We start from the raw sequence: 26,842 nt of genomic DNA on the forward strand, positions 1-26,842 counted from the left end.
AGAAGCGAAATATTTATAACAAAAAATAAACGTTTATAATATAAAGCTCCGGAGGAGTGACATCTTTTTTACAATCTGTAATATATGCCGCTCCGCTGGAGCTTTTTTTGTAAAATGATTTAGCCTTCCTTAAAAGTTTTCGGAAGATGGAGCATAAGTCGCTGTATATAATTTTCTATACATTGCATACGTTACACTTACCATTACAAAAGCGATTATCGCATCTGTTGCTGCGCCAAAACCTAAAACGGCAATTTTTGAAAAGAAAGCAAAGATGATATCGAAAAAGATTCCTGCGAAAACCCATTCTTTCAATCGCAATAATTTGTTCGGAATTAAAAGTGTAATGACACCAGCTAATTTAAAAACGCCCAAGATGTAAATAAAATGTGCTGGATAACCCAATTGCTGTGTAATTCCCCAAACGATTGGATTGCTTGTTAATTCGAAAAAACCACTTGCGCCAAACCATAATGAAGTTAATACTGCGCCTGTCCAATAGATAATTTTTGTTGTTTTTGAGTTCATGATTTTGATATTTAAAGTTATTTAACGGTACAAATGTGCGTTGAATGCCTTAAAAACGAAATCGAAATTTTGGTGAAACGGACAAACTTGGAGGCGAACTGGACATCTGATTGGCTTGTTTTTTTTTACCGCAATGTTTTTTTTAACGCAAAGTTCGCGAAGGTCTTTTTTTGATATACTTTGAGTGTATTTTAAGTTCGCAAAGCTTTGTGGTTAATTTTTAACGCAGAGTACGCGGAGGATTTTCGCAAAGTTCGCTAAGGTTTTTTTTTATATACTATGAGTGTATTTTAAGTTCGCAAAGCTTTGTGCAAAGCTGGCTGAAATGCTCGCAAAGTCGCGAAGGCGCGAAGTTTGTTTCACGCAGATTTAAAAAGATTTCAGCAGATGCGCACAGATTATTTATAAAAATCCTTTTAGATCTGCTCAGATCTTTTTATCCCGATAGCTATCGGGAGCACGAAATATATTAGCTTAAAAAAACTTTGCGACTTCGCGACTTTGCGCGATTAAAAACTCAGCGCACTTTGGTCAAAAAATAACCACAAAGCTTTGCGAGCTTAAAATAGGTTCAAAGTATATAAAAAAACCTTAGCGAACTTTGCGGTAAAATAAGCAACGTAGGCTACAGCCCAGCAATTAAAGCCTGCATTAGTTCATCAGCTTTATGGTGTTGTAAAGTGCTTGTATTTTGTCCTGACCAGAAACTAATCATATCGGTTCTGCCTTGAGCTAGAGCGGCGACTTTTAAAGGTGCTATTAATTTCGTCTGAAGCGGAAAAGGCAATACTTCCGTTTCAAAAGGAACAGCATCAGATATTTTATTGGAGATCATTCGGCCCATTCTTCCTGTTAGTGATTTAGAAACCGTTGTTGGAACATTCGGATGATCAAAAAGCATTTTTTTGTGAACGGGAGTTGCGCCAGATTCGTCGGTAACCATAAAAGCAGTTCCCAATTGTACAGCGTCGGCACCGAGAGCCATGGCGGCGGCAATTCCTTTTGAGTCAATAATTCCGCCTGCAGCTATAATGGGCGTTTTGGTTTTGGCTTTTAATTGCTGAACCAATGTAAATAATCCGGTGAAAGAATCTTGAGCAGGTTTTAAAAACGAAGGTCTGTGTCCGCCCGCTTCAAATCCGGCTGCGATAATCGCATCAACTTGAGCATCTTCAAGAGCGAGTGCTTCTTCGAGAGTTGTGGCAGCGCCAATTGTTTTGATTCCTAGTTTTCGACTTTCTTGCAGAATTTCTTTTGACGGAATTCCGAAAATAAAACTGAAAACAGCCGGTTTCAATTCAAATAAAACTTCAACCTGTTTTTCAAATTTCGAAGGAATATCCGAAGATAAATCAGGAAGCGGAATCCCTAATTCGTCAAAATAAGGTTTAAAAAGCTGTTTTATTTTGTCCAGTTTCTCAGCAGGATAATTTACAAGACTTTTATCGACATCATTCACCCATAAATTGATATTATAAGGTTTAGAAGTTGCCAATTTAATTTCTTTTCCTGCTTCGCGAATTTCATCAGGAGTTAGCGTATATGCGCCGTAACTGCCCAATCCGCCTGCATTGCTTACAGCGGCCAAAAGAGCGGCAGTCGAAAAACCACCGCCCATCGGACCTTGTAATATTGGATACTCAATACCTAGTAATTGCGTTATTTTGGTTGAATTCCACATCGTGTTTTATTTTACGTTTGTTAGTAATTTATTCACAATAATCCACTTGCCATCAACTACGACAAGACTTAACTGATCGTAATAATTGTATTCAAAGATCGGAACCTGAACTTTCGCGACAGCGGTATTATTGATAATTTCTAAAGATAGGATTTTCATCTTAAAATCTTCGCCCAATTCCTTTGGACTTTTACGATTTTTTACGCCTTCTAAATATTGTTCTACCGTTTTAAAATACGGCTGACCGTTAATATCTCCCGAAACAATTGCTTGCGGATGAAAAGCGCTTTGTAGCGTAGTAACGTCACCATTGTAAATTCCGTTAAAATAATTCATTAAAACAGCCGTAATCAAAGCTGCATTTGTGCCAAAACTTTCCATAATTTCTTGATTTAAAATTGATGTTTAATTGATTGTCAGGCTGAGCGGAGTCGAAGATTTACGTTTCATAAATGGCTTCGACTCCGCTCAGCCTGACAATATGTTTGAAAGGAATTAAATGCTGTGTCCAGCAACGTGACCGCCATCTAAATTAATGATTTCGCCAGTTACAAAATTGCTTTCGGCCAGATAAAGTGCCAATTGAGCGACATCGCTGGTTTCTCCAATACGTTTTAGCAAATGCAGTCCCGCTAAACTATCGGCATTGTCAACTCCCGTTTTTGCCTGCAGCGGACTTCTGATAATTCCAGGAGCAATAGCATTGACGCGAATATTGTTTTTTCCGAATTCAGCTGCGAGCTGTCTTGTAAAGGCATGAATACCGCCTTTACTTGAAATAGGTGCAGTAGCTGGAAATCCGTCGATGGCGTGATCGACCAAAACGGTTCCTATATTAATGATCGATCCGTCGCCTTGCTTAAGCATTTGTTTTACTGCTGCCTGACTGGTAAAAAAAGTTCCCTTTAAATTAATGTTTAAAAAACGATCCAAGTCTTTTTCTTCGACATCTAAAAAAGATTGTGGCTGAAAAATTCCGGCATTGTTGATTAAAACATCAACGCTTCCAAAACGGTCTAAAGCAGTTTGAACCAGTTTTTTTCCAGTTTCTATTAAACTTACGTCGCCATGAACCATTGCTAATTGGTTTGAATGACCTAATTCGTTAAATGTATTTTCAAGATTCTGAAGGTTTGCCGAGTTGATTACGACATTAAATCCTTTTTCTAAAAATAATTGTGCTATCGATTTACCGATGCCTGTAGAAGCACCGGTTACTATAATTGTTTTCATTTTTTTTCTGATTTAAAAATTTATTTCTTGTGAGCAGTAATTCCTTTTTCGCGTAGTACCGAAACCTGTTCGCCTGCAAATCCCCAATCGTCCAATTCGATTTCCTGAATTACGATATGTGTAAGGCTGGGATCTTTGTCTAAGACATCTGTAATAAGTTGTGTGATGCCTGAAATTAACTGCTGTTTTTGTTCTCTTGTAACGCCTTCACGAGTTACTTCAATTTTTACGTATGGCATGATTTCTAATTAATTATGAATTATTAATTATGAGTTATGAATTATTTTAGACTTGCTGTAATGTCTACGTCCAATTCAAATTCATTGTAGATTAAAGTATCTCCCAAATTGGTGAAGAAATTTCCAGAACGGAATTTCATATCATATTTGGTGCGGTCAATAATGATTTTGCCAGAAGCTTTCAGATTATTGTCGTTTCTTTTTACTTCCAAATTAAAACCAATCGGATGAGTAATCGCTTTAATCGTTAGTTTTCCTTCAACAAAATAATCTGAAGAAGATTGTTTAGAAACCGCTGTAATGTCTAAAAAAGCTGTTTTGAATTTTTCTGTAGAAAAGAAATCATCAGAAGCTAAATGTCCTGCAAATTGTTGGTTTGTCGCAGGATCTGTAACGTCAAGAATTACGATAGAAGTAGTGTCGATAACGACGTTTCCGCCAGAAAGTTCCCCATTAGAAAAAGTAAAATTACCTTCTTCGATATTGATGGTTCCATTGTGTTGTCCAGTAACTTTTTTACCAATCCAGTTTACTTGACTTTGAGTGTTCGAAATTTTAAAATTTTGAGTTTCCATTATTTGTGTTTTTAAATTGTTATTAATTTATAGTACAAAGTAATGGCGGTATTCAAAATTGATTACGTGATGTAGATCACATTCGTCAATGCGGTTTAGAAGCGTTGTACAATCGGCTTAAAGTTTCTCTGGAAACACCCAAATAAGCGGCTATTAAATGTTTTGGAACCATATTATATAAAGCAGGATAAAGCGCTAGAAGTTCTTCGTATCTCGTTTTGGTATCATTATTCATAAAAGAAAGCAATCTTTTCTGAGAAGCGACATAACCGCGATTGGTTCTCCATCTAAAAAAATGTTCTACTTCGTGAATTTCGCTACAGATTTTTTCTCGGTCCGCATTAGAAAGAGAAAGAATTTCAACATCAGAAACACAATCGACATTGATTGTCGCTTTGGTTTTATTGTAAAGTGCCGCATAATCAGACGCCCACCAAGTTGGCATGGCAAATTGCAGAATGTACATTTTTACTTCATCATTGACATAAAAAGATTTTAAACAGCCCGAAACCACAAAGTATTCTTTCTCTACATCTTGGCCTTCGCTAATAACAGTTTGCCCTTTTTGGAAAGTTTCGGTTTTAAAATGCGAAAAAAAATAGTCGAATTGTTCATCTGTTAAAGAGACAATTTTGGCAACATGTTCTTTTAATAATGTTTTGGAATCCATTAGTGAAGTTTTACTAAGAGTAAAAGTACTAAATATTAAAACGGTCAGAAAAGATTATTTTGGATCGTTTTTTAAAGTAAGAAACAAAAAAAGAAAGCTAGTTTTTTCAGGAATGAAATTTTACGGTTGAGTCGTAAAAAATGATTATTCGGTTATATAAAAAAAGCTTGAAGCCTTTATTTAAAGAATTTTGCACAAAGCTTAATTACTATTTTATGAATTCACCCCTTACTATAATCGCCGCGACTAACTTTTCTGCCATTGCCACTAATGCTGTTGCTTATGCTGCTGGACTTGCAAAAGCTACAGGTGCAAAATTGGTTTTATTTAATTCATTTTCGTTGAGTGTACACAGCGCCAACTCCCATATTACTGCAGATGCAATGCAGAAACAAATTGATAGAGCAATTTCCAGACTGGAAGATTTAGCCAAAGAAACATCCAATTCATTTCAAATTGAAACTTCGGCAATCTGTACCTATTCTTTTTTAGAAGACGAACTTCCGAGAATTATTAAGGAAACCAACGCAGATGTTGTGGTTATGGGAATGGCTGAACGTTCTTTCGAACAGGAATTATTAGGAAATTCGACTACATCGGCCATAAAGAATCTTCAGATTCCAGTTTTGGCAGTTCCAGAAAATGCTCGTTTTATAAATATTAAAAAGGTGCTGTATGCTTGCGATAGCTTAAGTTTTTCGGCTATTAAGAAATTCAGTTGGATTAAAAATGCATTAGGAGATTTTGGTGCAGAAATTGAATTTTTTAGCGTAGACGAAAAATTGGATGATTTGAAGGAAGAACAGCACAGAATTTTAATGAATTCGAATATCGAAAAAGAATTTGAAGATGTAAAATATCTATATAAAACCGTAAGATCGAATGCCGTAATTAACGAAATTAAGAAAGAAATTAAGAATTACGAGGCTGATTTGCTGATTATGGTGCCTCAAAAGTATGGTTTTTGGGATTCTTTAGTCCACAGAAGCAAAACTAGGATTCTGGCAGCCGGACTTGATATTCCGTTATTGTCGTTTCCGAATTATTAAAGATTAATTTGATTTAAAAATAATGATATAAAAATTACAAGGTTTTTTTGAAGAAATTTTATCAAAATAAATTTTAACAGATTTTTTTTGATTTTAGGGATTCTATAATTTTTGGAGCTTGTTGGCCAATATCGAAATTATATTTTAACATTTGAGGCAGTTTTGTTAATTATTCTTAATTACCTGCTCGATTAAGATTTTTTTAAATTAATTTTGTGGCACTCTAAAAACGTAATGCAAATAGGTTTTTTATCAGTATGGCAACAGCTATAAATGGGAATTATCTACAAACTGAAACAGCATTGTATGATTTTAAAAATAAGATAAATTAAAGATTGTATACCAAGCAATGCCGAGAAAACACTTGGTGTAGATTTTTAATTTATTTTAATTGGATTTTGTATAGTGTTTTTAGTTTGTTCCGTTTTTCTAAAAACAATATTTCTCAGAAAAGTTATTGCCAATAGATTTAATCGGCTTTTTGGGATAATGATTATTTGGAATGTCAAAAAGAAGAAAAAAGTAGTAAGCATTGGTTTTAAGGGTACAAAGCTTAAAAAAACAAAAACAAATGGGCGCAGTAATTACAGCTATAGGTGGTTTCGTACCATCATCAATCTTGACCAACAAAAAGATTTCAGAAACGGTTGATACATCGGAGGAATGGATCATCAAGAGAACTGGAATTAGAGAACGAAGAATCGCAGATGACGATACGGCAACATCTGATCTTGCCGCTGCTGCGATTGAAAATCTTATCGAAAATTATAATGTAGATCGTGGCGAAATCGAAGCTTTGCTTGTAGCAACAGCAACTCCAGATCACATTTTAGCACCAACAGCAAGTATTGTCTGCGATAAAAGCGGACTTACAAATGCTTTTGGAATTGACATGAATGCAGCTTGCAGCGGATTTTTATATGCGCTGGAAATAGGTGCAAACATGATCGAAAGCGGACGCTATAAAAAATTAATCATCGTTGGAGCCGATAAAATGAGCTCTATCGTAGATTATGAAGACCGAAATACTTGTATTCTTTTCGGAGATGGAGCAGGAGCGGTTTTGTTAGAAAAAACAGAATCGGATTACGGTTTAATGAAAACGATTCTGAAAACAGACGGAAGCGGTGTTTCTTCTCTAGCTGTGCCAGCGGGAGGTTCTAGAAACCCAACGTCTATGCAGAGTCTTTTGCACAGAACACATTATTTAAAACAAGACGGGGCGTTTGTATTTAAAAGAGCCGTTGCAGCAATGAGCCAGGTTTCGCAAGATGCTTTGGTGAAAAATGATATAGAAGCAAGCGAAATTGACTGGGTTGTGCCACATCAGGCTAACTTAAGAATTATTAACGCTGTAGGCGAAAGTTTAAATATTGATTCTGAAAAAGTTAAAGTAAATATTGACCGTTACGGAAATACAACTTCTGCAACTGTTCCGTTATGTTTATGGGACTTTGCAGCTGATTTCAAAGAAGGTCAGAATGTATTGATTACAACTTTTGGTGCAGGATTTTCTTGGGGTGCAACATGCTTGAAATGGGGCGTGATGCGTGAGAAAAAAACAGTTGAAAAAAATGTGGTAAAAGCTGAAGCAGAAAATGTTTTGGTAGCACATTAATTTTCAAAAAATAAAAAAAGTGAATGGGGTTATTCAACCAAAATAAAAAATCGGGCAAGAATTTTTTCTATAAATATTACAGGGTTATAGTAATTCCGGCCGTTTTTTTGGTTTATCTCTCTTCGTATTATTGGCTAAACCCGTATAGAAGTTTTGATGAAAAAGGGTTGCTCGATATCGATCAGACCTTTGATATTTTTATCATTTTAGTGTATTGCGCCATTTTAACAGAGCTTACACTTTTTATAGGCAGAAAACTTAATTATTATATTAGTTGGGAACAAAATCCGGCATTTAGAGCGATAGCACAGTTTATCTGTTTAATTGCCGGAAACAGTCTCTTAAACCTTATTTTTTCTAGCATCTGGGATTATCTGTATCCTTGTACAGCACTAGAAGAAAACGATTTGGTTACCATTTGGCAGTCTAAAATTATGGCTGCAATTATTTCGCTTTTAATGAGCGCCATTCATACTGGAATATTTTTATTAAACAGATGGCGAATTAATGCAGAAGAAACAGCAGAATTAAAAATAAAAGCTTCGGAACTTCAGGAAGCGGTGACACGATCAAAATTAGAATCTTTAAAAATGCAGTTAGATCCGCATTTTGTGTTCAATAATTTCAGTACGCTCACAGAATTGATTTACGAAGACCAAAAAGAAGCGGCTTCATTTCTGGAAAATATAACGAGAGTATATCGTTATATGATTTCGAATTCTAATAAAGATACAATTACAGTAAAAGAAGAAATAGAATTCTTGAACGCGTATTTTTATTTATTGAAAAAAAGATTGGGCGATAAAATCGATTTGAAAATTGAGATCGATTCTCCTTCTTTAGCGCTTCATTTACCGCCATTAACGTTGCAGTTATTGGTAGAAAATGCAGTAAAGCACAATATGGCAACTTTAGCCAATCCGCTTACGATTTCTGTTTTTTCAGATTCTGGAGATATTATCGTTCGAAATAACTTGCAGCGAACAGCAGGAAAAAGTCTGGTTTCTACCGGAATTGGAAATAAAAATATTGAATTCCGTTATAAAATTTTATCTGAAAGAATGCCGATTTTTAACGAATCAAACGGCTATTATGAAGTGCGTCTGCCATTAATTTAAGAGTTATGAAAATTTTAATTGTAGAAGATGAAAGTATTAACGCCAGCCGATTAAAAAGACTGCTTGAAGAGCTGGAATCCGATTGTGAAATCGTCGCGATTATTGATACGGTTGTAGATACAGTCGCTTGGCTGAACTCAAATCCGTGTCCTGATTTAATTACAATGGATATCCGTTTAGCCGACGGACTGAGTTTTGCTATTTTTGATGAAATAAATATCACTTGCCCCGTAATTTTTACTACCGCTTACGACGAATATGCCATTCGCGCTTTTAAGGTAAACAGCATCGATTATTTGATGAAACCCATCGAAAAAACCGAATTGGAATTTGCCTTATCAAAATTCAAATCTCTAAATAAAAACGAAACCAGCGTTACCAATATTACTGGCATTCTTAAGGAACTTATTCAAAAACCAGTATTCAGAATGCGCTTTTTAGTAACGTATCGTGACGGCTATAAAAGTGTAGACGTTTCAGATATAGACTTCATCTATTCTGAATTTAAAACCAGTAATTTATTTCTGAAATCGGGTGTAATTATCTCGATTCCGCAAACCATGGAAGAACTGGAACAAGAACTCGATCCAAATATCTTTTTCCGTGCCAATCGCCAGTTTTTCATTCGTGCAGAAAGCATCAAATCGATTGCGAACTACTTCAACGCAAAACTAAAAATCCAACTAAAACTCGATCCCGAACGCGAGGTAATCATCAGCAGAGAAAAGACGCCTTTTTTCAAGCAGTGGATGGATCGCTAGCTAGAGAAGCTGCTAAGGTTCTGAGGTGCTAAGGGGCTAAGTTTTTTTTCTGCCACGAATTCACGAATTTTATTTTGCACGCGAAGTTTTTTTGCCACAAATTTCACAAATTTTCGCTAATTTTTTCCTGTATTTACTCTCATTTTTGTCATTTCGACGGAGGAGAAATCTCCACAAGTAGCTCCGCAATCTATAGCCAATCTTTGTATATTTTTTTCTGCCACGAATTTCACTAATTGCACTAATTTTTTATACTGTGGATGTATTTCTCGAATTTTTTTGAAAATCATTTGCCACTCCCGATAGCTATCGGGATAAAGGATTAAAAAGGATTTTATTATGATCTCATTTTTTGTCATCCTGAGCGGAGTCGAAGGACACGCAAGCAGCTCCACAATGCATTTCGCCAATCTTTGTAGAGTTTCGAGCGTGTCCTTCGACTCCGCTCAGGAAGACAAACGTTGTGTTTACTATTCTAAGTGATAAAAAATCGAGAAATTATTCGTCATCAATTTTAACGCAAAGCATTAATTAGCGAAAATTCGTGAATTGCTTCGCCTGTCACTATCGTTCGAGTCGTGGCGAAAAAAACTTCGCGACTTTGCGAGATTTAATCAGCAATCTAAAAATTAATGTAATTCGAGAAATTATTCGTCATCAATTTAACTCAAAGTATTAATTAGCGAAAATTCGTGAATTCGTGGCGAAAAAACTTCGCGACTTAGCGCCTTCGTGGCAAAAACAAAAAGAAAACCTTCGTGCCTTAGCGCCTTCGTGGCATAACAAATTCCTTTCGTTTCGGTGCCAAAAAATGTCGTTTGGGTAACTTTCTTCCCTAAAAAAGTCCTTTTCTGCTGTTATTTTGCGCCCAAATTTGAGGTAATTCATTTAAAAATGAAAAGTAAAATGACAAAACAATTTTTTAGAAATAATAAAGCAATTGGCAGAATTGCAATTTTATTGATCACAATTTCTCTTTCTTCATGCGGAAAAAGTGGAGAAGGACAAATGGCCCCTCCAAAGCCAGAAGTAGACTTCTTGCAGACGAGTTCTGTAACGGGAGAAGTAGAAAAAAAATATCCAGGAACAGTAGAAGGTACCGTAAATGTTGATATAAAAGCGCAAGTTTCAGGTTATCTGGAAGCAATTTATGTAAAAGAAGGAGATTATGTTACCAAAGGACAATCTCTTTTTAAAATTAAAGGCGACGTTTACGCCGAACAAGTAAACAACAGCCGTGCAGCTTATAAAAGCGCTTTGGCGAATCAGGCAAATGCTAAATTAGAAGTAGAGAAAATCAAACCTTTGGTGGAAGGAAAAGTATTTTCAGACATGCAGTTAAAAACCGCACAAGCCAATTACGAAGCAGCAACTGCACAAGTAGCACAGGCTAAGGCCGCTTTGGGATCATCTCAGATTAATGCCGATTTCTCTTTGATTAAAGCTCCTGTAAGCGGCTATATTAGCCGTATTCCAAATCGTGTTGGGAATTTAGTGACCCCAGCAGATACAGTTCCGCTAACTGTTTTATCTGAAATCAATAACGTATTTGTTTATTTTTCTTTGACAGAAGCAGACTATCTAGCTTTTTCTAAAGATGCCAAAAACAATCAGACCGTAAGTTTAATTATGGCCGATGATAGCGAGTACGAACACAAAGGAAAACTAGAAGTGGCGAGTGGAAACATTGATCGCGCGACAGGAACAATTGCATTAAAAGCCATTTTCCCAAATCCGAAAAAGCAATTGCGTGCGGGAGGTTCTGCAAGAATTGTGCTGAACAAAAGTTTATCGTCTGTAATTACCGTTCCGATGGCAAGCGTTAAAGATATTCAGGATAAATTCTTTGTTTTTATTTTAAAGGACGGCAACAAAGTAGCTATGGTTCCAATCGAAATCGCGGGTAGTGCAGGAGTAGATTATTTTGTAAAATCGGGATTAAAACCAGGCGATAAAGTAGCGCTAAATTCTATCGATGTGCTATTTGACGGAATGGAAGTCATTCCAAAATCCGCTGCTAAAAGCGCAAGCAGTAAATAATTTTTCATTTAATAAAATAACATTTCCATGTTAAAGAAAATAATAGACAGGCCAGTATTGGCCACAGTTATCTCTATTGTACTGGTGATACTGGGGATTATAGGTCTTACCCGATTATCTGTAACGCGATTCCCAGATATTTCGCCGCCAACGGTTATGGTGAGCGGTTCGTATCCTGGAGGAAACAGTGAAACCGTAATTCGTTCGGTAGTAACGCCTTTAGAAGAGCAGATTAACGGAGTAGAGAACATGCAGTACATCAAATCGACTGCAAGTAATGACGGAACATTTTCGATCAACGTCATTTTTAAACAAGGAGTAGATCCCGATCAGGCTGCGGTAAACGTTCAGAATAGAGTGCAGCAAGCGACTCCAAAACTGCCTCAAGAAGTAATCCGTATGGGATTAACGACTTCGAAACAGCAAAACAGTATGATTGTTATTTTCAACTTATACACAGATGATAATAGCAAATACGATGAGTTGTTCTTGCAGAATTACGCGAATATCAACTTAGTGCCTCAAATGAAACGTGTTCCTGGTGTTGGACAGGTTCAGATTTTCGGGCAGAAAGATTATTCGATGCGTATTTGGTTAGATCCGCGAAAAATGGCCAATGCAGGCCTAGTACCTTCAGATGTAACTCAGGCCATTGCGGAGCAGAGTTTAGAATCGGCTCCAGGGAAACTGGGAGAAGAATCTACTGCCGCTTTAGAATATGTAATTCGATACAAAGGAAAAAAGAACAAACCAGAGCAATATGAAAATATTGTCGTTAAAAACGTAGGTAGCAATGTTTTAAGATTGAAAGACGTTGCACGAGTAGAATTTGGTTCTATTTCGTACAGTGGAGATAACAAATCGAATAGTAAAAATGCCGTTACAATGGCGATTTTACAAACTTCGGGTTCTAACGCCAACGACATCGAAATCGGAATCAATAAAGAAGTAGAACGATTGTCTAAATCTTTTCCTCCAGGTATAAAATACGTAAACGTAATGAGTACCAAAGAAAGACTAGACGAAGCGACTGGACAGGTAAAATCGACTTTGCTTGAAGCTTTTATTCTGGTATTTATCGTAGTATTTATTTTCCTTCAAGACATTCGCTCGACGATTATTCCCGCTATTGCGGTTCCAGTAGCGATTGTAGGAACGTTTTTCTTCCTTTTGGTTTTCGGTTTTACGATTAATATTCTAACGCTTTTTGCTTTGGTATTAGCGATCGGAATTGTCGTCGATGATGCGATTGTCGTTGTCGAAGCCGTTCACAGTAAAATGGAAGAAGATTCAGAAATTTCAGCAAAAGACGCTACACACGGCGCGATGGCAGAAATCACAGGAGCGGTAATTTCGATTACTTTGGTCATGTCTGCGGTATTTATTCCAATCGGATTCATGACAGGATCTTCTGGAATTTTCTATAAACAATTTGCTTATACATTGGCAATTGCGATTATCATTTCGGCTGTAAATGCCTTGACGCTTACGCCTGCATTATGTGCGCTTTTGCTAAAGAATCATGGAGAAAAACATGGCGATCATGAACATAAGACCAGTTTTAAAGAGCGTTTCTTCGTAGGTTTTAATTCAAGTTTCGACAATTTAACAGGAAGATATATTAAAGGCGTTCGTTTCTTAATTGGAAGAAAATGGATTGCTGCCGGCTTAGTTGCAGGAATTACAGCAATTGCAGTTTACATGATGATGTCGACACCAAAAAGTTTCGTGCCTCTAGAAGATGACGGTTTCATGGTGTACAGTTTGTCTATGCCACCAGGAACAGCTCTTGATCGAACTACTGCCGTTATTTCGAAATTAGAAAAAGAATTGGCTCCAATAGAAGCGATCGATGTGAATACGAGTATTACAGGATTCAACATCTTGAGTAACAGTGCGAGTCCAGCTTACGGATTAGGTTTTATAAAACTGAAACCGAAGAAAGACAGGGGAGCTGTAAAGGATATTGAAGAAATTATGAACATCGTAAACGGTAAACTGGCTAAAATTAAAGAAGGTCAGATTATGGTTTTCAGAATGCCTCCAGTTGAAGGTTTTGGGGTAACGAGTGGTGCCGAAATTGTATTGCAAGACAGAATGGCGAGAAGTCCAGAAACGCTAAAAGCAATGTCTGATAAAGTAATTGGTCAGATTATGCAGCAGCCTGGAGTGCAATATGCTTATACGACTTTTAGAGCTGATTATCCACAATTGGAATTGGAAGTTGATGAAGACAAAGCGCGCCAAATGGGTGTAAACATCAAAGAACTTTTAGGAAATATTCAGACGTATTTTGCAGGAGACCAATCGGCTGACTTTTCAAGATTTGGTAAGTTTTACCGCGTAAACGTAAAAGCGGATGGAATTTTTAGAATGGATGAAGATGCATTTAACGAGATTTTCGTGAGAAATGCCGATATGCAGATGGTTCCAGTAAAATCAATCGTAAAATTCCACAAAGTTTACGGTCCAGAATCAGTGAATCGTTACAACCTTTATAATTCGGTAAGTATTACAGCGATGGCGAAGCCGGGTTACAGTAACGGTCAGATTATGGATAATCTGGAGCAAGTTTTAGATAAACTTCCGTCTGATTACAGTTACGAATGGACTGGTTTAAGTTTAGAAGAAAAAGCAGGAGGAAGCCAAACCGTTGCCATTTTCGGATTGTGTTTATTGTTTGTATTCTTCTTATTGGCAGCACAATACGAAAGTTATTTACTGCCACTTGCGGTATTGCTTTCAATCCCGACAGGTATTTTGGGAGCTTTTGCAGGAATCAAGGCAGTAGGTTTAGACAACAATATTTACGTTCAGGTCGGATTAATCATGCTGGTCGGACTTCTAGCTAAAAATGCCATTTTGATTGTCGAATTTGCTTTGCAGAGACGTCTTGCTGGATTAACGATAATCGAAGCGGCAATTGAAGGTTCAAGATCAAGGTTACGACCAATTATCATGACTTCGCTTGCATTTATTGTAGGTATGATTCCGTTAATGTTTGCCTCTGGAGGAACTGCCGTTGGAAACCGATCTATCAGTGTGAGTGCCGCAGTAGGAATGTTTAGCGGCGTTATTCTAGGAATTTTTGTGATTCCGTTGCTTTTCATTGTATTCCAATATTTACAAGAAAAAGTATCCAGAAAAAAGATCGCAACTCAAGTTCAAACGATAAAAGAATAAGAATGAAAAGTATATATAAAATCGGAATGGTTTTACTTACGGGCGTGATTATGACATCGTGCGTAGTAGGGAAAAAATATTCTCGTGAAGATTTAAATGCTCCAGAAAAATACCGCGAAGAAGTCGCGGTTACTGGAGACACGGTTTTGCTTCCGTGGAAAAACTATTACAAAGATCCTTTGCTGGTTGCTTTGATAGAAAAAGCTTTAGTCAAAAACAATGAAGTGATCATTGCCATGAAAAGCATGGAACAGCTCGATCTCAGCTATAAACAAGCCAAATTATCGTTATTACCCACACTAGATTTCGATGCTGGAGCGAGCCGTTCTTATCCGTCAAAAAATTCCCTAAACGGATCTCTGAGCCAGCAGTTTATTGGTAAAGATTATATGGATGATTACAGTGCCAATCTTCGACTTTCTTGGGAAGTGGATATTTGGGGAAAAGCAACCATGCAGAAAAGAGATGCTAAAGCAACTTATTTTGCTCAAAAAGAGAATCTTTCAGCCTTAAAAACCCGAATTATTGTGCAAGTGGCGCAAGCCTATTACAATCTTTTAGGTTTAGATGAACAGCTGAAAATAGCTGAGAAAAACATCGAATTGAGCACGAATACTTTGAGTATGATGCAATTGCAATACAATTCGGGGTCAATTAGTTCTTTGGCTGTAAACCAGACCGAAGCGCAGAAAAAAACGGCTGAATTGCTAGTGCCTTTAGCGAAAGCGAATATTGCGGTTCAAGAAAATGCTTTGCAGATTTTATGCGGAGAATATCCAGATAAGATTGAAAGAGCAGGAAATATTGATGCTGCAGAAGTTGCTGTTGTTTTCCCATCTGGAATTCCAGTTTCACTTTTAAGCCGAAGACCAGATGTAAAAGCAAGCGAATATGCGGTTATGTCAGCTGCTGCTAAAACGGGATTGGCAAAAGCAACCATGTATCCGACTTTAAGTTTGAGTCCGTCAATTGGGGTTAACTCTTTTGAATTTGATAATTGGTTCGATTTTCCAGGTTCTTTGACTAAAACTATTGCAGCCAATTTAGCGCAGCCGATTTTTAGAAAAAAAGCGTTGCGAACTGCTTATGAAGTTGCTGTTTTAGAACAGGAAAAAGCGGCTGTACAATTTAAACAGTCTTTTATAGTAGCAGTTGGAGAAGTAAACGATGCCATGTCTCGATTAAAATATGCTGACGAACGTATCATTTTAGCAAAAGATAAAGCAGCATCGTTAGACAAAGCCACTTCAGACGCTGGTTTGCTTTACAAAAGCGGAATGGCCAATTATCTGGAAGTAATTGCGGCTCAGAACAGTTCGCTGCAAAACGAATTGGATCTGGTAACCATAAAACTCGAAAAACTGAATGCAGCAATTAACCTGTACCGTGCTTTAGGAGGCGGAGTAGAGTAGTTCTTTATTTTTTTTACAATTCACCGTTTCTGTAAGCAATTATGGAGATGGTGAATTTTCTTTTGAATTGAATTTACTGATTTATGGACAAAATTATTTTTACCCGATCAGAACTTTATACCTTGGTTTGGAAATTTCCAATTCCGCAGATTGCCAAACATTACGAAGTTTCCAGTATGGGAATCAAAAATGCTTGCGAAAAAATGAATATTCCGCTTCCTAAAAGCCGACATTGGATTGCTCCAGCTTATAAAAGAAAAAGTATTCCTAGACTTCCTTCAGATTTTAAAGGGAATCCTGAAACTGCCATTTTGAAAAAGACTTACGAAATGCAGCTTCGAGTTCCAGCTCAATCTACACCTTTATTAGATTTGGCACAAAAAATAAAAAACGATACTAACGCGCCTTTAGTTGTTAGCGAAAAGCTTGAAAATCCGTGTGCAATTATTGCGGCAACACAGAAATATTGGGAAAGCAAAATTTCTAATGCAAATATGGAAGAAGACAAATTTCAGATTTTGGATTTAAATGTTTCTAAAGAAAACGTAGATCGTGCTTTGCGGTTTATGAATGTTTTTATTCAGCTAATTGAATATCGCGGACATGAATTCAAAAAAGATATTGACGGTTTGGAAACAGTTGTTTGTAAAAACGGAATCGAAATTAAAGTTGATTTGAGAGAAGCGCAGAAACGGCTAACTAAAAACGGTTTAAGAGAAACTACAGGCTATATTTTTACAGGCGATTTTATTTTTAGAATTTCAAGAGGTTCCAATAAAAAAGAATGGCGCGACGGCAAGATTACATTAGAAAATAATCTCGCCTTAATCATGGCGAAAATAGAATTAATGGCAGCAGAAGATTAATTCGTGAATGAAATTATTAATAGAAGCCGTAGTAGGAGAATCCACAAAAGGAGCACAAATTATAAATTATAATTTGGGGTTCATTATAAAGAATCCGAAGGATTCAATGTCTATAGCGTATAATTTGAAGTTTGCTATAAAGAATCCGGAGGATTCAAATATTTATAGCACATAATTCTTGCCGCATATATGTGACCCCGAAGGGGTCATACCCACGCTCTAGAATGAAATTCTATAAACATTTGAATCCTTCGGATTCCTATCGAAAGTCTTTTTTAAAGGTCAACTGAAAACTTACGCCATTTTCGTTTGTAATAGACAAATCTCCTTCCAGCGTATTGCTTAAACCATTTATAAGCGTCATTCCGAACGACTCGCTATTTTGCAATGATTCAATATCCTGTATTCCAATTCCATTATCAGAAATATGAAGCCTGTAAAAGTCTTCTGAAATCTCCGTTAACGTTAGACTAATTCTGCAGTTTTTGGTATCTTTAAAAGCGTATTTTATCGAATTGGTTATAACCTCATTAATAATTAATCCTATAGCAATTGCCTGAGAAATATCTAATTCTATCGGGTCAATTTTAACTTCGAAATGAATATATTCTGCATTAAAAGACTCTTTTAAATATTCAACCAATTCATTGCAGTATTCCGGCATATCGATCATCGAAACATTGTCTTCACGATACAACCTCTGATGAATCAATGACATCGCATAAATTCTATTCTGGCTGTTTTTTATAGTCGAAATAGCCAAATCATCTTTTAAATAAGACGACTGTGAATTAAGCAGACTAATTACAGTTTGAAGATTGTTTTTTACGCGATGATGAATTTCTTTCAAAAGCCATTCTTTTTCTTCTACCAAGCGTTCCAATTTAATATTCTTCAGCTTGATTTCCTTTTCTTTTACTTGCAAACGGCTCGTATTGCGCTGTTTTATTTTAGCTCTATTGTATAATAAAATAATGATAATCAGCAGTAAAAATAAACTGCTGACAGAAATCGTATTAAGAAGTCTAGACGATTGCAACTGACTTTTCTGAAGATTCGTCTGCTGTTTTAAAGATTTAATGTTTTGTATTTTGGCCGACGTTTCAAACTTAAATTTTAAATTTTCATAATCCCGATGCTTGGCAATATCATCAATCGAATCTTGAATTCGGTTGTAATTTTTCATGTGATCGATCGCGGAAAGATAATTTCCGTTGATCGAATCGATTTTAAATAAAGAAAGCTCCAATAGCTGCGGATTAAATCCTTCTGTTTTTGGTGTCGTAATAGAGAGAATTCGATCTGTAATCTCTTTTGCTTTCTGTGGCTTATTGATTTTAAGGTAAAATAAAGCCATGATCGAAGAACAAGTTGCTACATCTTTGACAGCTTCTTTGTTTTTCAATTTCTTGGCATAAAAATCGAGTTTTTCATAACTAGCTTCAGCTTCTTTCAGTCTTCCTAATTCTTCATAACAACGCCCTTTAAGCTGGTATAAAATCATGTTGTCAAGGTCATTTTTCGGCGGATATTTTTTGGAATTTGTTTCTAGATATTTTAAAGCTTCGCCATATTTCGAATTGTCCATAAACGATCGTAAAGCTCCAAAAAAGCTTTTGTACCATGTTCCCGCGTTCAATTCGCGCTGATTGTACTCAATTCCTTTCTGATAAAATTTAAGAGCATCTTCATAGTAGCCCGTGCTAGTGTAAATGTTGCCCAAACGTATATAAAAACTGTCTGCAAAAGCGTAGTCTTTTGTTTTTTCCATTGAGCTAACGCTTTTCAAAGCATAATACAAGGAATTTCGTAAATTGTTATTCAACAATTCGATATACGAAATAGTAGTCTCCGTATATTGCGTATGTAGAAAACCTATTTTTTTCTGAAGATTAAGACTTGTAAAAAGTTCTTGTTTGGCCAATTCCATTTTTCCAGTCCAAAAATGCACTGGAATTATTTTCATTAAGGTTTCAATTTCCTTTTCTTTATTTCCAATATTTTTATAAATCTCTCGAGCTTCGGCTAAAACAACTGCTTTTTCAGGATTATCATCTGGTATGTAAGTGCCTTGATTATCAATAGCTTCGGCTAATGATTTATCATTTTTCGTTTTTCTTGCTACGTTGACCAGATGCGTAAAAATCTTGTTGCTTAGTTGTGTGTTTCCTGCTTGATAATAGTATTTGGCAAGAAGAAATTGAGATTGGAAAATCCATTTTTGAATATGGGTTTTTTCAGCCAGTTTTTGCGCCTTATGAATATACAAAAGCGCATTTTTCAAATCATTTTTTTTAGCGCCAGTTTTAAAAAGATAAAAACTCCCAATCTGCAATGCCAGCTTGATCTGGTTAATGCTACTAAGTCTTGGCAGAAGCATTTCTGCACCGCGAACATAATTGTTGGTGATTAAATTATTTCCAGGAAAATCAGATCCGTCATTAAAACCTTCATCATTGGCAAGCGTGTAGGGCAAATTATGCGATTTGCAAGCCAAAATCATAGCGCTGTCAATATCTATAGAACCTTGATTAACGTTACGGAGATAAATCGCAACATTATGAAGCATCAATCTATCTTTCTGAAGCTTAAGTTTATCGGTTTTGTTTTGGCAAAAAGAGGGTGTGGTAAAGAAAGTTAGTAAAAGTAAGAAAATTACTTTTTTCATGTTTAGGAGTGTTTGGAAACGTAAAACTAAGCGTTTTAAAAGTGTTTAGAAAACATTTTTAGCCATATTTTTTGCTTGAAAAAAGAATTTATGTGTTGAAACAATATCAAAAAAAGCTATCTAAAATCTAGACAGCTTTTTTAAAATGTGATGTATTCGCGATAAGTGAATTTCAGTTTTTTATTGCTCTGAAATTTCTTTTAATTTGTCCATAGCTTTTGGATACGTACTGTTGAAATAATCCAAATATTCCTCAATAGTATCCATTTCGACAGTTACGGTTGTGATACCGTTATTTTCCTCAAAAGTATAATTTTCATGTCCGCCGGCCCATTTTTCAACTTGTTCGCCTGTGGTTACCTCGGTATCTCCATCCAAAAAACCGTAATGGCGAATGGAAACAAAATCAGCAGGTTTATTTTCCTCAATTTCCGAAACCATTCCGGCTTTTTTACCGTTTTCATCTGTTCCAACAAAACGGATTTTACTTCCTTTTTCCCAACTGCCTTCAAAAGTAGAAGTAGGATTAAAAGTTTTGACCCAATATTCATAAGTGGCTTTGTCCTTTAAGCCGAGCATCGTTTCGTATACCTTTTGAGCAGATGCATTTATTTCTTTTTTAAATTGTAATTTTTGCATGGCTTCTTTGTTTTTTTATAATCTTAAAGGTATGTATTATTTTGATTATAATGCCGAAACATTTTGATAATGATGTTGATAGGGTGTTGATAGCGCGGATTTGCAATCCGTGCCCGCAACAGTAAGACACAATACAAATTATCAAATACAAACTCATTACTAAATATTTAGTTTTTGTATTTACAGGAAATAGACAATCTTTACGGGAACGGATTGCAAATCCTCGCTATTGGGTTTTGTCTGTTGCTAATTTTAAAGGCTCCAAAAATGTGCTTTCGAATTCATCGCCAAACACTATATCAAATTTAAAATTTTGAGTTAATTCCACGAGTTCATTTTTAGTTCGTTTATCAAAGTAATAAGTCAATCCAAAATGGTTTATCAATTGTATGTGATTTTCAAAATCATCAGTTGAAATGATTTGGTAAGGAAATTTGTCTAATAATGTCTTGTCGATATTTTCAAGATCAAATATTTCTAAAACGAAATTATTTAGCATTTGCATTATCCTAGGATTGATATTTATAAACCAATTTTCTAAAGTTAGAACTATTGGGATGAATCTTTGAGTAGCTTCGTAGGATATGTGTGGATATAGACCATTTTTGAAGTCAATGTATGTTTTGTAAACTTGGACAACAAATTTGGCCATATGTCTGATATCATTTACAAGACTAACTTGAATATCAGCTTCCGTTTTGGAAGCCATTGTCATCCTTTTAGACTTACATTCAAAGAAAACAATCGTATTGTTGTCTGCTAGAATCCAATCTGTTGTTTTTTTTCCTTTTCCATATTGTGCTTCTGGTAAAATGTAAATATCAGTTCGTGTTACTGCTTTTGACAAAACTTCACCAATGTATTTCTCAAAAGCGTTGCCGAATGCATTTTGAAAATTCTTTTCATTTACTATTGAATAGTATAAACCCGATGTGAATTGCCAAAAAATCAAAAGAGGTATAGGACACAAAAATGTTTCTTCAAATATTAAAATTGGTTTTGCACGCAAAGGGTTGTATGTGTATAATAAATTTTCATTTATTTTTTGATTTTCAAGTAGTTGTTTTTGTGCTTCTTCGTAAGACATTGAGAAGTGATTAAAAAACTTTTGGATCATCTCAGTAGAGATCACATCGACATGCGATAAATATGGATATTTTGTTCTGAAATTCTTTCCTGTAACAACAAATAATGCAAATCCTATTAGGAAAATTTGGAATACGGTCAAATCAAATTTTTCTTCAACTAACTTTTTGACTTTTATATCTGAGTATATTTTAAAATATCGAAAAATGATATTGTTATTATGTCCAAGTTGCCAAAGAAATTGGTTATGGGCCATTCTATTAAATTCGAATAGAAAATCTTCAGTTTTTTCTGAGACTGTCATTTTAGAAATTTCTTCTTTTAATTTGAATCTTAGGTAGTTCACGACTTTAGCAAGTTCACTTTTTTGCCTTAAGGATGTTTTTGTATTTAAATTAGACCCATGTATAATTACTTCTTTTATCAAAAACTCAATTTCTTGCTCGGGCATTCCAAAATGTCTACGACTATTTATATCGGCATTAAATTGATATCCAGCTGGAATATCAATATTTTCAGGTAATGGATTTCCGAATGAAAAATTTCTAGAAAATGCCCAGAATACATACAGGGAATCGAAAGTATTCACTCGCCTCAATTTATTTCTAAATGGAGTATATAAATCGTATATTCTAAAGTTTTTCATTTTTAGAAATGTTTTTTCTCAATCGATTTGTTAAGAGATGGTAACTTGTATACATGCATAGCTGACGATATCAAATTTATTATACCCAAATGTAAAATATTTTCCTATAAAAAATCAAAACCTTTTTAATTCTCCAAACAAAAAAAGCCGCCCCATTCAGGACAGCTTTTTCAAAAAATAGTTGTGTTGTTCGGGATAACCCCAGTTTAGTAAGCAATTAATTAATTTTAACCAAATGTTTTTCAATAGCTTCTCTTTGAGATTCGTATTGTGCTGGAAGTTTTAAGTTTAGACCTAATTCTTCTAAGCTTTCGTCTACAGTAAATCCAGGATTATCGGTTGCAATTTCGAATAAAACTCCTCCTGGTTCTCTGAAATATAGAGAGTGGAAATATTGTCTGTCAATTTGTGGAGTAATCTGTAATCCGTATTCTTCAATTTTTTCTCTGAATTTCATTAAAACTTCATCATTCGGTACACGGAAAGCCACGTGGTGAACAGTTCCGTTAGCGTTTAAACCGCGCTTTTCTTCAGGTAATTCTACCAAGTCAACAATTGCAGCATTTTCTACAGCATCTGTTGCATAACGGTAACGGTTTACATCCTGATCGATCAATTTATAACCAAATATTTCAGTTAAGATTGCAGCCGTTGGTTTGATGTCGTTTAAAGTCAAAGTAATGTTGTGGAAACCTTTTGTAGCCACATCTGCTTTTACCTCGTCAGTTTCCCAAGCTTTTCTGTTATCGTCTGTTTTAGATTCGATTAACTCCAATTTCAATCCGTCTGGGTCTAAGAAAGTCAAATATTTTTCACCAAACTTTTCAGCTGGTTTATTGTAAATTACATTATACTGTTCAAAACGTTTTTGCCAGAAATCTAAGCTTCCTTTTGGAACAGAATATCCAATTTCTGTTGCCATTCCAGAACCTTTTCTTCCTTGTTGGATTCCTGCTCCCCAAGGGAAAAAAGTTAAGATTGTTCCTGCGCTTCCTACTTCGTCACCAAAGTAAAAATGGTAAGTTCCTGGATCGTCAAAGTTTACTGTTTTTTTGATAAATCTTAATCCTAAAACTTTTGAATAAAAGTCAAAATTGCGTTTAGCGTCACCTGCGATTGCAGTAATATGGTGTAAGCCTAAAATTTTATTTTCCATGGTATTTGTTATATTAAATTGTTATTGATTTTCTTTTACAAATTTACGGCGGTTATGCATGTTGATCGATTAACCTAGATTAAGAAATGAAAAGGCATTCTTTTTTGAAATGGCATATGCTAACCAAATAACATTCCGATTTTTAAAAGGCTTTGAAATACAAGACGTTTAAATCAATAACAAGTTTTAATAGATACGATATATCGTAATTTTATGAAATTGAAAAGGCATATTTAGAAAATGTTAGTTGCAGAGATGATTTTAACACATAGAAACATAGTTATTGTAAATGTAAAAAGGCGTTTCACTTATTTAAATGCACATAGCAAACTATGTGTGAGAAATGAATTTCTATTTTGCCTCCTCTGATAGACAAAAAAATCTATGTTTCTATGTGTTATAATTACATCTCGTTCAATTTAGCGCAATCGATTAGCTATTTACTAAAGGCTATTTCTTAAATTTACGCTCTCACCGCCAAAATACCACATTAAATACCGTTTATGGAAAAGCCTACAGATAAAACTGCAATCACAATAAACCGATTGCAGGAAAGAGAAAGAGAACAAATGCTGATTATGGATATTTGTACAGCGCTTTCTCAGGCTTTAAATAAAAATGAATTTGGTGCTATTTTAAATGGATTGGTAAAAGAAAACCTTCAGTTTGATGATTTTGTTGTAGCTTCTTCTTATGACAGCAAAGCCGAATATCGAATTTTCTATTCAACAGATAAAAATACAGATTCAAAAAGCTATTCCGAAAATGATGCTTTTTTCGACCGCTGTACAGATTCTGCCGATATTGTTTCTTTTGATTTAAAATCAAATCCTAAAAGTCCAGATTACATTCAGAACATTTGTAAAAAAGGATTTAAAAACGCGATCGGAATTGGGCTTCCTTATATAAAAGGAAATCGAAATGTGCTTTTTCTTTTCTTTAAAAATGCCAAAACTTTTAGCAGAGAATCCAGTCGAGTTTTGAAAGGAATTATTATGCAGCTTTCTATAACACTTAGAAATATTGTATTGACACAGCAAAATGAAACTGCTCTAGCCGAACTGGAAATCTTGAAAAACAATATTTCGGAAAAGAGAAAAGAAAATTTTACATCAAAAAACGAAGATTTTCATGGAATCGTTGGAAGCAGCAATGCCATGAAAGAAGTTTACGAATTGATTTCGCAAGTGGCCTCTTCCAATTCTACCGTTTTAATTTTGGGTGAAACGGGAACTGGAAAAGAACTTGTGGCCAACGCCATTCACAGTTTGTCTGAGGTTTCGAATCAAAAAATGGTTAAAGTAAATTGTGCTTCTATTCCTGAAAACCTTATTGAAAGCGAATTATTCGGACATGAAAAAGGTGCTTTCACAGGCGCCACAGAACAGCGAATCGGAAAGTTTGAACAAGCAGAAAATAGCACGATTTTTTTGGATGAAATAGGGGAGCTGCCTTTAGAATTGCAGGGAAAACTGCTTCGGGTTTTGCAGGAAAAAGAAATTGAAAGAGTTGGCGGAAATAAAAGCATAAAAGTAAACGCTAGAGTGATCGCCGCAACCAATAAAATTTTAGAGAAAGAAGTTTACGCCGACCGTTTTAGAAACGATTTGTATTTTAGATTGAATGTTTATCCTATAAAACTTCCTGCTTTACGCGAGCGCAAAGACGATATTCCTGTTTTGGGCTATTTTTTCTTAGAAAAACATGCTTCAAAGATGGGCAGAAATGTAAAACGTTTCTCCAAAAAAGTACTCAACAGCATGATGGCTAATGCTTGGCCGGGCAATGTGCGCGAACTGGAAAATATGGTAGAAAGAAGCATTTTGTTTGCCAAAGAAGACAAAATCAAAGAAATGATTTTTCCTGAAATTGCAATTGCAAGTCCAGATAATTTAGTAAATGAATTTTATACCAAAACACTTCAAGAAGTCGAAAAAGAACACATTCTAAAAGTCCTAAAAAAATGCAACGGACGAATTTCTGGTCCGCAGGGCGCGGCTGTTTTGCTTGGTTTGCCCTCTACAACATTGACTTCTAGAATGCGAAAGCTGGGAATTAAAAAAGAACACTTTTTGGATTGATTTTTTGCGAGCAGAAGATTTTTAACACATAGAAACATTCCCGATAGCTATCGGGATTGAAACGTATAAAAGGCGTTTCACTTGCATAAATGCACATAGAGCTTCATGTTTTAAACTTTGTCAAAGTTCAAAACTTTGACAAAGTTCTCGCAAAGAAATACGCAAACTGCTATGTGTTAGAAACTAGTTTCTTTCTTTATTCTTTTTCAAAAGCAAAGAAAATCTATGTTTCTATGTGTTTAAAAACGTTACCAACTTTGTCAAAGTTTTAAACTTTGAAGTTCGAGCAGAAACTTGAAACTTGAAACAACGTCTTTAAATCAACTTTATAAAAATTGATTTCCGCAGCTTTGGCTCAAGATTTTTAGTTTTATGTCCTTTTCCTGTGGTGTCTTCGACTAATAAAATAGAACCAGTCGGAAAGGTTCTTTTTTCTCCTAACGAAGTTTCGATTTCTACACCGCCTTCTAGCAAAACAATGTATTGGCGGTCTGGCGCATTGTGAAAATCGTAATCATAAGACGGACTTACTTCTCTAAAAACAATAGATTTCACCGGTTCATCGTCAGATAAAAAACCGATGTCGCCATTGTTTTTCAACGGAACTTCAAAGTCTTCAAAATGACTTTCTCCGTTGGCATCGCTGTAAACACGAGTTATCGTAATCATTATTTTTTATTGAAAATTAATGCATTAGCACAATTAATTTCATCTTGACTGATGGTATGTCCCATGTTCGGGTAGATTTTTTTAGTAACATCGGCACCCATTTTTTCCATAAGTGTTTCAGTATCATTGACTCTTTCTACAGGAACGTGAAAATCTGGATCACTTGTTCCTATAAAAACAGGCGTGTTTTCGAAATTTCCGGTATAATGATTTTCATATACTTTATCGCCAATTAATCCGCCTGTGAAAGCTACGATTCCGCCGTATTTTGCTGCATTTCTCGTAGTGAATTCCAAAGCAAGACAAGCCCCTTGAGAAAACCCTAAGAAATATATATTTTCTTTTTCAATTCCGTTTTGCTGAATAGCGACCACAACTTGATGAATCGCTTCTAAAGATTTAGAAAACGAAGGTTCATTTTCGTCCAGCGGAGCTAAAAACGAATACGGATACCAAGTGCTGTTTTCTGCTTGTGGCGCAACCAATGCAAAATCATCAACTTTAAGATGTTTCGCAAGCGAAAGTATATCATGAGCGCTGGCACCGCGTCCGTGTATCATAACCAATGCTTTTTTTGCTTCGTTTAAAGGAATACCGTCTGTTAAAATTTCTGTATTCATAGTATATTTTTTTGAGTTTTTAGTGAATTTGGTTTTACGCAGATTTTAATCTTTGCGTATAGATTTGTTTCACGCAGATTTTTGATGGATTTTAGCAGATTAAAATAGATTTTATTTTAAGAAATCTGCGCAAATCTTTTAGACAATCAAAATCTGCATTATCTGCTAAATCTGCGTGAAAAAAACTTTGCGTATAGATTTGTTTCACGCAGATTTTAAAAGATTCTAGCAGATTAAAATAGATTTTATTTTAAGAAATCTGCTAGATCTTTTTTCGATAAAGCAAATCTAAATTATCTGCTAA

Annotated in this window: 22 protein-coding genes; 9 read left to right on the plus strand and 13 right to left on the minus strand. The window is 35.4% G+C overall.

Going from position 1 to position 26,842, the window contains the following annotated elements; translation table 11 throughout:
* Positions 1-129 precede the first annotated feature (129 nt).
* From Q9Q97_RS22415 to Q9Q97_RS22445, 7 genes are all read right to left on the minus strand, one after another.
* The gene (locus tag Q9Q97_RS22415; protein WP_306161235.1) at positions 130-528 is read right to left on the minus strand and encodes a DoxX family protein; all 399 of its coding nucleotides are present in this window, start codon (positions 526-528) and stop codon (positions 130-132) included.
* Positions 529-1,153: 625 nt separating this feature from the next.
* Positions 1,154-2,209 (minus strand): nitronate monooxygenase family protein, encoded by a 1,056-nt coding sequence (locus Q9Q97_RS22420; RefSeq protein WP_306161237.1) that lies wholly within the window; start codon positions 2,207-2,209, stop codon positions 1,154-1,156.
* Positions 2,210-2,215: 6 nt separating this feature from the next.
* Positions 2,216-2,590, minus strand: a complete 375-nt coding sequence (locus Q9Q97_RS22425) for a nuclear transport factor 2 family protein (RefSeq protein WP_306161239.1) — start codon at positions 2,588-2,590, stop codon at positions 2,216-2,218.
* Positions 2,591-2,704: 114 nt separating this feature from the next.
* Positions 2,705-3,442 carry an SDR family NAD(P)-dependent oxidoreductase gene (locus Q9Q97_RS22430; protein WP_306161241.1) on the minus strand — a complete coding sequence of 246 codons (738 nt, stop codon included), beginning with the start codon at positions 3,440-3,442 and terminating at the stop codon, positions 2,705-2,707.
* Between the two features lie 20 nt (positions 3,443-3,462).
* Entirely contained in the window at positions 3,463-3,681 is a 219-nt protein-coding gene (locus tag Q9Q97_RS22435; protein ID WP_306161243.1) for a 4-oxalocrotonate tautomerase family protein, read from the minus strand.
* A 41-nt stretch (positions 3,682-3,722) separates the two neighbouring features.
* Entirely contained in the window at positions 3,723-4,256 is a 534-nt protein-coding gene (locus Q9Q97_RS22440; protein ID WP_306161245.1) for a YceI family protein, read from the minus strand.
* A gap of 85 nt (positions 4,257-4,341) precedes the next feature.
* Positions 4,342-4,926, minus strand: a complete 585-nt coding sequence (locus tag Q9Q97_RS22445; RefSeq protein WP_306161247.1) for a Crp/Fnr family transcriptional regulator — start codon at positions 4,924-4,926, stop codon at positions 4,342-4,344.
* Positions 4,927-5,141: 215 nt separating this feature from the next.
* Between Q9Q97_RS22445 and Q9Q97_RS22450 the strand changes: the two genes are divergently transcribed.
* The 8 genes from Q9Q97_RS22450 to Q9Q97_RS22485 all read left to right on the plus strand — a co-directional run bounded on the left by Q9Q97_RS22450 (position 5,142) and on the right by Q9Q97_RS22485 (position 16,973).
* Complete coding sequence (locus Q9Q97_RS22450) at positions 5,142-5,975, plus strand: universal stress protein (RefSeq protein ID WP_306161249.1); 834 nt, start codon at positions 5,142-5,144, stop codon at positions 5,973-5,975.
* A 571-nt stretch (positions 5,976-6,546) separates the two neighbouring features.
* The gene (locus Q9Q97_RS22455) at positions 6,547-7,593 is read left to right on the plus strand and encodes a beta-ketoacyl-ACP synthase III (protein ID WP_306161252.1); all 1,047 of its coding nucleotides are present in this window, start codon (positions 6,547-6,549) and stop codon (positions 7,591-7,593) included.
* A 23-nt stretch (positions 7,594-7,616) separates the two neighbouring features.
* On the plus strand, positions 7,617-8,711 hold the full coding sequence (locus Q9Q97_RS22460) for a sensor histidine kinase (RefSeq protein WP_306161253.1): 1,095 nt from the start codon (positions 7,617-7,619) through the stop codon (positions 8,709-8,711).
* A gap of 5 nt (positions 8,712-8,716) precedes the next feature.
* Positions 8,717-9,472 carry a LytTR family DNA-binding domain-containing protein gene (locus tag Q9Q97_RS22465; protein ID WP_306161255.1) on the plus strand — a complete coding sequence of 252 codons (756 nt, stop codon included), beginning with the start codon at positions 8,717-8,719 and terminating at the stop codon, positions 9,470-9,472.
* Between the two features lie 906 nt (positions 9,473-10,378).
* Positions 10,379-11,512, plus strand: coding sequence for an efflux RND transporter periplasmic adaptor subunit (locus Q9Q97_RS22470; protein WP_306161257.1), 1,134 nt, complete (start codon positions 10,379-10,381; stop codon positions 11,510-11,512).
* Positions 11,513-11,539: 27 nt separating this feature from the next.
* Positions 11,540-14,695 carry an efflux RND transporter permease subunit gene (locus Q9Q97_RS22475; RefSeq protein WP_306161259.1) on the plus strand — a complete coding sequence of 1,052 codons (3,156 nt, stop codon included), beginning with the start codon at positions 11,540-11,542 and terminating at the stop codon, positions 14,693-14,695.
* Between the two features lie 2 nt (positions 14,696-14,697).
* The gene (locus tag Q9Q97_RS22480; RefSeq protein WP_306161261.1) at positions 14,698-16,107 is read left to right on the plus strand and encodes an efflux transporter outer membrane subunit; all 1,410 of its coding nucleotides are present in this window, start codon (positions 14,698-14,700) and stop codon (positions 16,105-16,107) included.
* Positions 16,108-16,190: 83 nt separating this feature from the next.
* Positions 16,191-16,973: a hypothetical protein gene (locus Q9Q97_RS22485; RefSeq protein WP_306161263.1), complete on the plus strand. Its 783-nt coding sequence runs from the start codon at positions 16,191-16,193 to the stop codon at positions 16,971-16,973.
* Positions 16,974-17,232: 259 nt separating this feature from the next.
* On the opposite strand, the gene Q9Q97_RS22490 is transcribed toward Q9Q97_RS22485, so the two are convergent.
* From Q9Q97_RS22490 to Q9Q97_RS22505, 4 genes are all read right to left on the minus strand, one after another.
* Positions 17,233-19,641: a sensor histidine kinase gene (locus tag Q9Q97_RS22490; RefSeq protein ID WP_306161266.1), complete on the minus strand. Its 2,409-nt coding sequence runs from the start codon at positions 19,639-19,641 to the stop codon at positions 17,233-17,235.
* Between the two features lie 180 nt (positions 19,642-19,821).
* Positions 19,822-20,280: an SRPBCC domain-containing protein gene (locus tag Q9Q97_RS22495; protein WP_306161268.1), complete on the minus strand. Its 459-nt coding sequence runs from the start codon at positions 20,278-20,280 to the stop codon at positions 19,822-19,824.
* Positions 20,281-20,506: 226 nt separating this feature from the next.
* Positions 20,507-22,012: a hypothetical protein gene (locus Q9Q97_RS22500; protein WP_306161270.1), complete on the minus strand. Its 1,506-nt coding sequence runs from the start codon at positions 22,010-22,012 to the stop codon at positions 20,507-20,509.
* A 217-nt stretch (positions 22,013-22,229) separates the two neighbouring features.
* Positions 22,230-23,168, minus strand: coding sequence for a ring-cleaving dioxygenase (locus Q9Q97_RS22505; protein ID WP_306161272.1), 939 nt, complete (start codon positions 23,166-23,168; stop codon positions 22,230-22,232).
* 503 nt (positions 23,169-23,671) lie between these two features.
* On the opposite strand from Q9Q97_RS22505, the gene Q9Q97_RS22510 reads away from it, so the two are divergent.
* The gene (locus Q9Q97_RS22510) at positions 23,672-25,249 is read left to right on the plus strand and encodes a sigma-54-dependent Fis family transcriptional regulator (RefSeq protein WP_306161274.1); all 1,578 of its coding nucleotides are present in this window, start codon (positions 23,672-23,674) and stop codon (positions 25,247-25,249) included.
* A 315-nt stretch (positions 25,250-25,564) separates the two neighbouring features.
* On the opposite strand, the gene Q9Q97_RS22515 is transcribed toward Q9Q97_RS22510, so the two are convergent.
* Entirely contained in the window at positions 25,565-25,918 is a 354-nt protein-coding gene (locus tag Q9Q97_RS22515) for a hypothetical protein (RefSeq protein WP_306161276.1), read from the minus strand.
* Positions 25,918-26,538, minus strand: a complete 621-nt coding sequence (locus tag Q9Q97_RS22520) for an alpha/beta hydrolase (RefSeq protein ID WP_306161278.1) — start codon at positions 26,536-26,538, stop codon at positions 25,918-25,920. Before Q9Q97_RS22520 ends, Q9Q97_RS22515 begins: the two co-directional genes overlap by 1 nt.
* Positions 26,539-26,842 lie beyond the last annotated feature (304 nt).

Source organism: Flavobacterium sp. DG2-3 (genome assembly GCF_030730925.1).
In the GTDB taxonomy this organism is placed as follows: Bacteria; Bacteroidota; Bacteroidia; order Flavobacteriales; family Flavobacteriaceae; genus Flavobacterium.